The sequence below is a fragment of the Bdellovibrio sp. ZAP7 genome (assembly GCF_006874645.1).
Lineage (GTDB): Bacteria > Bdellovibrionota > Bdellovibrionia > Bdellovibrionales > Bdellovibrionaceae > Bdellovibrio.
In genome coordinates this window covers 4,116,354-4,123,562 of record NZ_CP030082.1, presented here as the reverse complement: position 1 = coordinate 4,123,562, position 7,209 = coordinate 4,116,354, and the positions used below count along the sequence as shown (strand labels likewise).

The window sequence follows — 7,209 nt, the reverse complement described above, 5'->3', positions numbered from 1 at the left end:
AGACCATCCCCTCGAAATGCAGAGTAGCCTTAACAAGGGGAGCTGAAGTTTTCAACAGTTGACCTTGATTACGCAATGTGATTAATTAGTGCCCCACGTATCTAGTTGATTACAGCTTTGTGGAATCGTATATGTAGCCGCCAATTATAAAATTGGCGTATTTGACGTCTTTTAGCGTCGTAAATTTCTCGGTAGAGAGTAGTTCAGGAGAACACATGAAACGTACATACCAACCATCAAACAAACGTCGTAAAACATCTCACGGTTTCCGCGCAAGAATGGCTACTAAAGCTGGTCAAGATGTTCTTAATCGTCGCCGCGCTAAAGGTAGAAAACGTTTGACGGTTTCTACAGGTGGAAAATAGTTCTCCGCTAGGAATTAAGCGCAGCTCTGAGTTTCTCTCTCTCAAACAATCTGGCAAAAGAAACTGGCCTACGAAGTGGTTACTTCTGAATTATCAGAAGAACTCCGTTGGTCAGTTGCGTTTTGGCGTAACCGCAAGTCGAAAAGTCGGCCCTGCAGTTGTGCGAAACAAGCTTAAGCGTTGGAGTCGAGAATACTTCCGAGCGTTGCTTAAAACGGATAACTCCATTGAAGCCGATATTAACATTATCTTCAAACCCATGGATCCCAACTTTTATAAAGGCCTCCCACACGAGGAATTTGTCAAAGCTATGGATCGCGGGATTGGGTCTCTTCGAAAAAACCTTTAAAGCATTGCTTTGGTTTTTCGTTGCTGCCTACAGATCAATTGGAACTACTCATTTGGGTGGTTCCTGTCGCTTCGAACCCAGTTGTTCGGCCTACGCTCTTGAAGCTATCCAAAAACACAAATCGCATACAGCAGTTTGGTTAATCACAAAACGAATTTGTAAATGTAGACCGGGTGGTCCTTGTGGATACGATCCGGTCCCAGATTCAGGGGGAATTCTCCATGGCTCAGCAACAAAACAATAACCCAGGCTTTTTCGACCCTAAAACGTTGATCGCAGTGGGTGCCGTCGCTCTGATTTATTTCGGATGGCAGACGTATCTTGGCAAAAAGTATCCAGACTATAATAAACCGAAACCAGCACAAACTCAGACTGCTGACACAGCAACGACTCCTGGTGCGACTGCTACTGCTGCTTCTCCTTCTTCTGGCAGCACAATTGAATCAAAATCTGAAACAGTTGCTCCGGTTCAAGAACAGTCCTTCTCATTCTCTAACGATAAAGTTTCCTTCCAAATTTCAAATCACGGTATGGGTCTTAAGAACTACACTGTGAATAATTACGAAGACAAATCCGGTGGCAAAATCAAACTTGGTGGCGCTGATAATGACGGTTTGTATTCTATGCGTTTGACTGGTGCTGATAAATCGTTGGTTTTCAATCTGACTGAAAAAGCACCGGGTTCTTATGTTGGTGTTGCTCAAGTTGGCGGCATGACGGTGACTCGTGAGTTGAATTTCGACGCCGCGAAATCTTCATTCACAAATACGATCTCGATCTCTCAACCTTCTGAAGAGATTAAAAAAGGTTTCTCCATCCTGATTCCTGAAAGCATTCACGACAAGGGTTCACACTCTTTCTTTATGCCTTCTTATGATCACCAGGATTTCTTTGTTAGTCACAGTGATGACAAACACGAGACTGTAAATTTCAGCAACTCCAAAGAAAACGTAACCAAGGACATGCCGAATACTCAGTTGATCTCTGTAAGCTCGCAATATTTTGCAGCCGCAGCGATGGACAAGTCTGACATTATTCCTGAGGTTAAACTGACTGCAAACATCGAAAAGAAAACTGCACAAGCTGAGATGGTTTACAAACCAGTTCAATTGAAAGAACAAATGAAGTTTGAATCTTTGTTCTATGCGGGTCCTAAATCTATCGACATGTTGAAAGCTGTTGATCCTGAAATGGCTCACATCATCGACTTCGGTTTCTTTGGTTTTATCGCTCGTCCATTGTTGTATGTGATGAAGGCATTCCACACAGTTGTTGGCAACTGGGGTGTGGCGATCATCCTTTTGACATTGGCTGTTCGTTTCGTGGTTCTTCCATTCAATATCATGTCTGCTAAATCAATGAAGGCGATGCAAAAGGTTCAACCTATTATCGCAGGTCTTCGCGAAAAATATAAAGACGATGCGATGAGATTGAACACTGAGATGATGGCAGTGATGAAACAGCACGGTGCAAATCCAATGTCTGGTTGTTTGCCGATGCTTCTTCAGATCCCGATCTTCTTTGCTCTTTACCGCGTTATTGGTTCTTCAATTGAGCTTTACAATTCGCCGTTCATTCTTTGGATTACGGACTTGTCAGCGCACGATAAGTTCTATGTGTTGCCGGTATCTATGGCTGTATTTATGTACATCCAGCAAAAGATCACTCCATCAACGATGGATCCTACTCAAGCTAAAATTATGCAGTTCATGCCATTGGTTTTCTCGATCTTCATGTTGCAGTTACCTGCAGGTCTGACTCTTTATATGGTGGTCAGCACATTGTTCGGTATCATCCAACAGTATTTGATCATGAGAGATCCAACTGCCAAACCAGCTATCAAAGCGGTTAAGGCGAAATAGTTACTTAGATTTTTTATTTTTACCTGGGAGGTAAAATGGGTTTTTTTAGTAAGCTTTTCGGGGGAAAAAGCAAGAGCGCTAACAGCGAAGTTGAATCTTTGGTTCAAGCGACTCTAGAGGGTATCATCGAAAAAGCTCAGTTCGATCTTTCTTTTGAAATCAACTCTTCAAAAGAGGAAGACGGTGGGGCGGTTCTTTCAGTTCAATTCTCTGGTGGAGATGAAGAGCTTTTGAAAGATAAAAAAGGACAAATGTTGGATGCTTTCCAATTGTTCTTGAAACGCGTTGTTCAACACAATTTCCCTGAAGATAAAACAAACATCACAGTTGATTGCGGTGGATACCGTGATGAAACTGAAAGCGCTCTTATCGAACGCGCAGAGAACTTGAAAGCAATCTGCATCGAGCAGGGTAAATCTGTATATTACAGAGCTTTGCCTCCGAAAGATCGCAAAGTTGTTCACCAATATTTGGCTAAAGATCCTCGTATCAAAAGCCGTTCTTTGGGTGATGGCTTGTACAAAAAAATCAAAATCTATCCAGCTAAAGGTGGCAATTCAGCGCAAAATAACAACGCTGAAGAAGCTCACCACGATTAGTATTAAGTAGGGTCGCATGCTTCGAGGAGATCGTGACAAGGATACAATATGCGCGGTCTCCACTCCTCACGGAGTGGGCGGTATCTCCGTCATTAGAGTCAGCGGCCCTCGTACTTTTGAAATCGTATCGAAACTTTGCAAATTCTTACCTGCACATCCTGAATCTCATAAAGTCTATTTCGGAAATCTGAAAGACGGCGCGAGGGAGATTGATGAAGTTCTGGTAACTTACTTCCAAAATGGTCGCTCCTTCACGGGTGAAGAAGTAATCGAGATTTCCTGCCACGGAAGTCCTTTAATCTGCCAAAATATTTTAAATTCACTGGTGCAGTTGGGTGCTCGTCCTGCGGATCGCGGCGAGTTCACATATCGTGCTTTTATGAATGGTAAATTGGATTTGGTACAGGCTGAATCCGTTCTGGCTTTGATCGAATCCCAATCTCAACAGGCAGCTAAATTGGCTCTTCGCCAATTAAAAGGTCAGCTGTCCAGTAAACTGGAAGAAGTCGAAGACGACATGACTTGGATCTTGGCTCACGCAGAAGCGAGCATCGATTTTTCTACGGAAGGTATCGATGTCGTCGATTATTCTGTTGTTCAAGTTCGTCTTAAAAAAATCGAAGCGACACTTAAAGATCTGGTTGGGACTTTCAAAGTTGGCCGCCTTTTAAAGGATGGATTTAGAGTTGTTCTGACGGGTCTTCCGAACGTGGGAAAATCCAGTTTGCTAAATCTTTTCTTGGAAGATGAACGCGCTATCGTAACGGATATTCCGGGAACCACTCGTGATGTGATTCACGGGGATACTTCTTATGAGGGTGTTAAGTTCACTTTCGTAGACACGGCCGGTCTTCGTGATGAGGCGACGGACCTGGTTGAGCGCATTGGTATTCAAAAAAGCTACGAAGCTCAAAATGAATCCGATGTAGTTTTCTTTGTTTTCGATATCGAGAAGGGGTTGGGAGCTGAAGAGACTCAAATTTTGGAGTCCTTGGATCCTCAAAAAACCTTCATTTTAGCTAATAAAATCGACCGAATTGGTGGGTCTAAACCCCTAGAAATCGTCGAAAAAGCCATTAAAAACAGTAAATTTTTCCAGAAAATCGTAGATCCCCAGGCTTTCTTCACAAGAAGGGTGTTCTTTGTCAGTGCTCTTGATAAAAAGGTGCGTTCGAGTGTCCTTCAAGAGCTTGTCCAGGAATTCGCGGATATGCAGGTGGAAAATACCGTTCTTATTTCCAATGCCCGTCACTATGAAAACCTGGTTCGTGCTTTAGAGAATACTCAAAGGTCACAAACCTTGGTGGATCAGGGGATGGGTTCTGAATTCCTGGCGTTAGAGCTTAAGGAATCTCTCATCGCGATTCACGAAACTTTAGGTAAGCGGTTCGATGATCAAATCATGGACCGAGTATTTAAAGAGTTTTGTATCGGGAAGTAACTTATGACTAATAAAAAATTTGATGTGATCGTCGTAGGCGCGGGACATGCCGGAATCGAAGCATGTTTGGCGTCCGCTCGTTTGGGTCTTCAAACTTTGATGGTAACTACGAATGTTGATCGTATTGGTTATATGAGTTGCAACCCTTCCATTGGTGGACTTGCAAAGGGCCATATGGTTCGTGAAATTGACGTGCTTGGCGGACAAATGGGTATCGCTGCTGACGAAACAACAATTCAGTACAAGCGTCTTAACTCCTCGAAAGGTCCCGCGGTTCGCGGAACTCGAGTTCAAAACGATAAGCATCTTTATTCTGCTTTCCAAAAAAACGCTCTTTTTACTCAGCCAAATCTTGAAGTTCTTCAAGGCGAAGTGAAACGCCTGATTTTGGATAAAGACCTCTGTGCCGGCGTGGTTTTGGATGATGGTTCCGAGATTTTTGCGAAAGCAACAATCATCACAACTGGTACGTTCATGAACGGTGTTATGCATACGGGTCTTCGCCAAGAGGCGGGTGGCCGTGTGGGTGATAAACCTTCAATTGGTCTTTCTGATCAATTGGCGCAATTCGGTTTTGAAGTAAAACGTTTGAAGACGGGTACGCCAGCTCGTTTGCTTAAAGATTCTATCGATTGGTCGAAAACAACTCCTCATGGTGGCGATGAAAAGGTTTATCCTTTCAGCTACAAATCTTCGACTCAATTAAAACTTCCACAGATTCTTTGCTATCTAACTCGCACCACAGAAAAAACTCACGATATTATCCGTGGAAACCTGGATAAATCTCCTATGTATTGCGGGATTATTGAAGGTGTTGGTCCTCGTTATTGTCCGTCGATCGAAGATAAAGTAACTCGTTTTCATGAAAGACCAAGTCACCAAACTTTCCTGGAACCGGAAGGTTTGAACACGGATTTGATTTACCTTCAGGGTATTTCAACAAGTTTGCCTGAGGAAACTCAGGATGAATTTTTAAAGACTATTCCGGGATTGGAAAATGTAAAAGTCGCTCGTTACGGCTATGCGGTTGAGTATGATTATATTGAGCCGACTCAAATCTGGCATCGCTTGGAAACAAGAACGATTCGCCAGTTATTCCTTGCTGGTCAAATCAACGGAACTTCTGGTTATGAAGAAGCGGCTGCTCAAGGTTTCATTGCTGGTGTGAACGCAGCGAATAGTATTCTTGGTCGCGATGAATTTATTTTGGGTCGTGATGAAGCATACATGGGCGTCTTAATTGATGACCTTGTGACCAAAGGAACTCGTGAACCGTATCGTATGTTTACTTCTCGTGCGGAACACAGATTAGTTCTAAGAGAAGACAATACTATCGACAGGTTGGCGCATTGGGCCCAAAAGTTGGGTATTGTGTCTGAGCAGTCCTTGGAGCTTTTATCGGTACTACGTGAAAAACGTAAAGTTTTGCACGATCGTCTGCGTGAAACGAAGGTTTATCCAACTAAAGACGTTCAAGAAATACTCGCTAAAATTCCGACCTCAGCTATGACAAAGTCTTTGTCTTTCGAAGAGTTGCTGCGTCGTCCTGAGCTTACGAGTTCTCACTTGGAATTGTTAAATTTCGAGTTGGATAGTGATCCAAATGTCGTGGAACCCGTAGAAATCGAAGTAAAGTACTCCGGTTATGTTCGTCGGCAGATGGACCTTATTAATCAGTCAAAAAGGCTGGAAGAACTGGTGCTTCCAGACACACTTTTATATGCAGACATTCGTGGTCTCTCTAACGAAGAGAAAGATAAGCTGCAACGCGTTAGGCCCCGTACCTTAGGTCAAGCACAGCGTATTAGTGGTGTAAATCCCTCGGCGATTCAAGCTATAATGATTCATCTAAAAGGTCATAAAAAGATCAAGGAGATGAATCTGGATGAGCAACATTGATGGCTCTGAAGCGCCACCGCAAATCTTTTGGCGTATTGACGAATGGTTCCCCGATCTAAGTCCTGAGGTCAGATCCCGACTTAAGGCCTATCATGAAGAGCTACAAAAGTTTAATCGCACACTGAGTTTGATCTCGGCGAAATCGGTTTTTGTAGCAGATGCTCTTCATTTCGCTGATTCTATTAACGCGAGCAAAGCAATCATTAAGTCCAATCCGAACATGGATAAAGTCTATGACTTTGGCAGTGGGAATGGTTTCCCTGGGATTGTGTTTGGAATTATGAACCCTAACATTCAGGTCGTCCTTGTAGATACGGACGTAAAGAAATGCGAGTTCTTGGGTCACGCGATCCAGGCTTTGAAGCTTAAGAATGTCACAGTCGAAAACAAGAACATCGAGGCTTTGCCGGCTGACTCTGTGAAGTGGGCGATCTGCCGTGGGTTTGGGAATATTTCTAAAGCTATCTTGATGGCCCGTAAGATTGTCGTTAAAGGCGGATCCGTCTATCACCTTAAGGGCGAGGAGTGGGGTATTGAGGTCGGGGAAATTCCGACTCAACTTTGCTCGATTTGGTCGCCCTCACTAGTGGGAGAATATAAACTTCCCGTTGGTGCCGTGAAATACGGTGTCGTTCGCACCGAAAAGATCTCTTAATCGTTATTTTTGATAAAAAGGGAATGTTCCACGTGGAAC

The 7,209-nt window shown here is 43.5% G+C and carries 8 protein-coding genes; all 8 read left to right on the top strand.

Features of this window, described 5'->3' with window-relative positions; all coding sequences use genetic code 11:
* Window positions 1–215 precede the first annotated feature (215 nt).
* From rpmH to rsmG, 8 genes are read left to right on the top strand one after another with little or no spacing between them, the layout of a single operon-like run.
* Window positions 216–365: a 50S ribosomal protein L34 gene (rpmH, locus tag DOM22_RS19805; RefSeq protein ID WP_088616015.1), complete on the top strand. Its 150-nt coding sequence runs from the start codon at window positions 216–218 to the stop codon at window positions 363–365.
* Complete coding sequence (gene rnpA, locus DOM22_RS20275) at window positions 355–714, top strand: ribonuclease P protein component (RefSeq protein WP_142702032.1); 360 nt, start codon at window positions 355–357, stop codon at window positions 712–714. Before rpmH ends, rnpA begins: the two co-directional genes overlap by 11 nt.
* The gene (gene yidD / locus DOM22_RS20270) at window positions 665–958 is read left to right on the top strand and encodes a membrane protein insertion efficiency factor YidD (RefSeq protein ID WP_371715757.1); all 294 of its coding nucleotides are present in this window, start codon (window positions 665–667) and stop codon (window positions 956–958) included. The genes rnpA and yidD overlap by 50 nt, the downstream gene beginning before the upstream one ends.
* On the top strand, window positions 936–2,576 hold the full coding sequence (yidC, locus tag DOM22_RS19790; RefSeq protein WP_142702031.1) for a membrane protein insertase YidC: 1,641 nt from the start codon (window positions 936–938) through the stop codon (window positions 2,574–2,576). Before yidD ends, yidC begins: the two co-directional genes overlap by 23 nt.
* A 35-nt stretch (window positions 2,577–2,611) precedes the next feature.
* On the top strand, window positions 2,612–3,175 hold the full coding sequence (locus DOM22_RS19785) for a R3H domain-containing nucleic acid-binding protein (RefSeq protein WP_142702030.1): 564 nt from the start codon (window positions 2,612–2,614) through the stop codon (window positions 3,173–3,175).
* A 16-nt stretch (window positions 3,176–3,191) separates the two neighbouring features.
* Window positions 3,192–4,616, top strand: coding sequence for a tRNA uridine-5-carboxymethylaminomethyl(34) synthesis GTPase MnmE (mnmE, locus tag DOM22_RS19780; protein WP_142702029.1), 1,425 nt, complete (start codon window positions 3,192–3,194; stop codon window positions 4,614–4,616).
* A 3-nt stretch (window positions 4,617–4,619) separates the two neighbouring features.
* A complete protein-coding gene (gene mnmG, locus DOM22_RS19775; RefSeq protein WP_142702028.1) occupies window positions 4,620–6,515 on the top strand; it encodes a tRNA uridine-5-carboxymethylaminomethyl(34) synthesis enzyme MnmG in 1,896 nt (631 codons plus the stop codon).
* Window positions 6,502–7,170 (top strand): 16S rRNA (guanine(527)-N(7))-methyltransferase RsmG, encoded by a 669-nt coding sequence (gene rsmG, locus DOM22_RS19770; RefSeq protein WP_142702027.1) that lies wholly within the window; start codon window positions 6,502–6,504, stop codon window positions 7,168–7,170. The genes mnmG and rsmG overlap by 14 nt, the downstream gene beginning before the upstream one ends.
* Window positions 7,171–7,209: the final 39 nt, after the last annotated feature.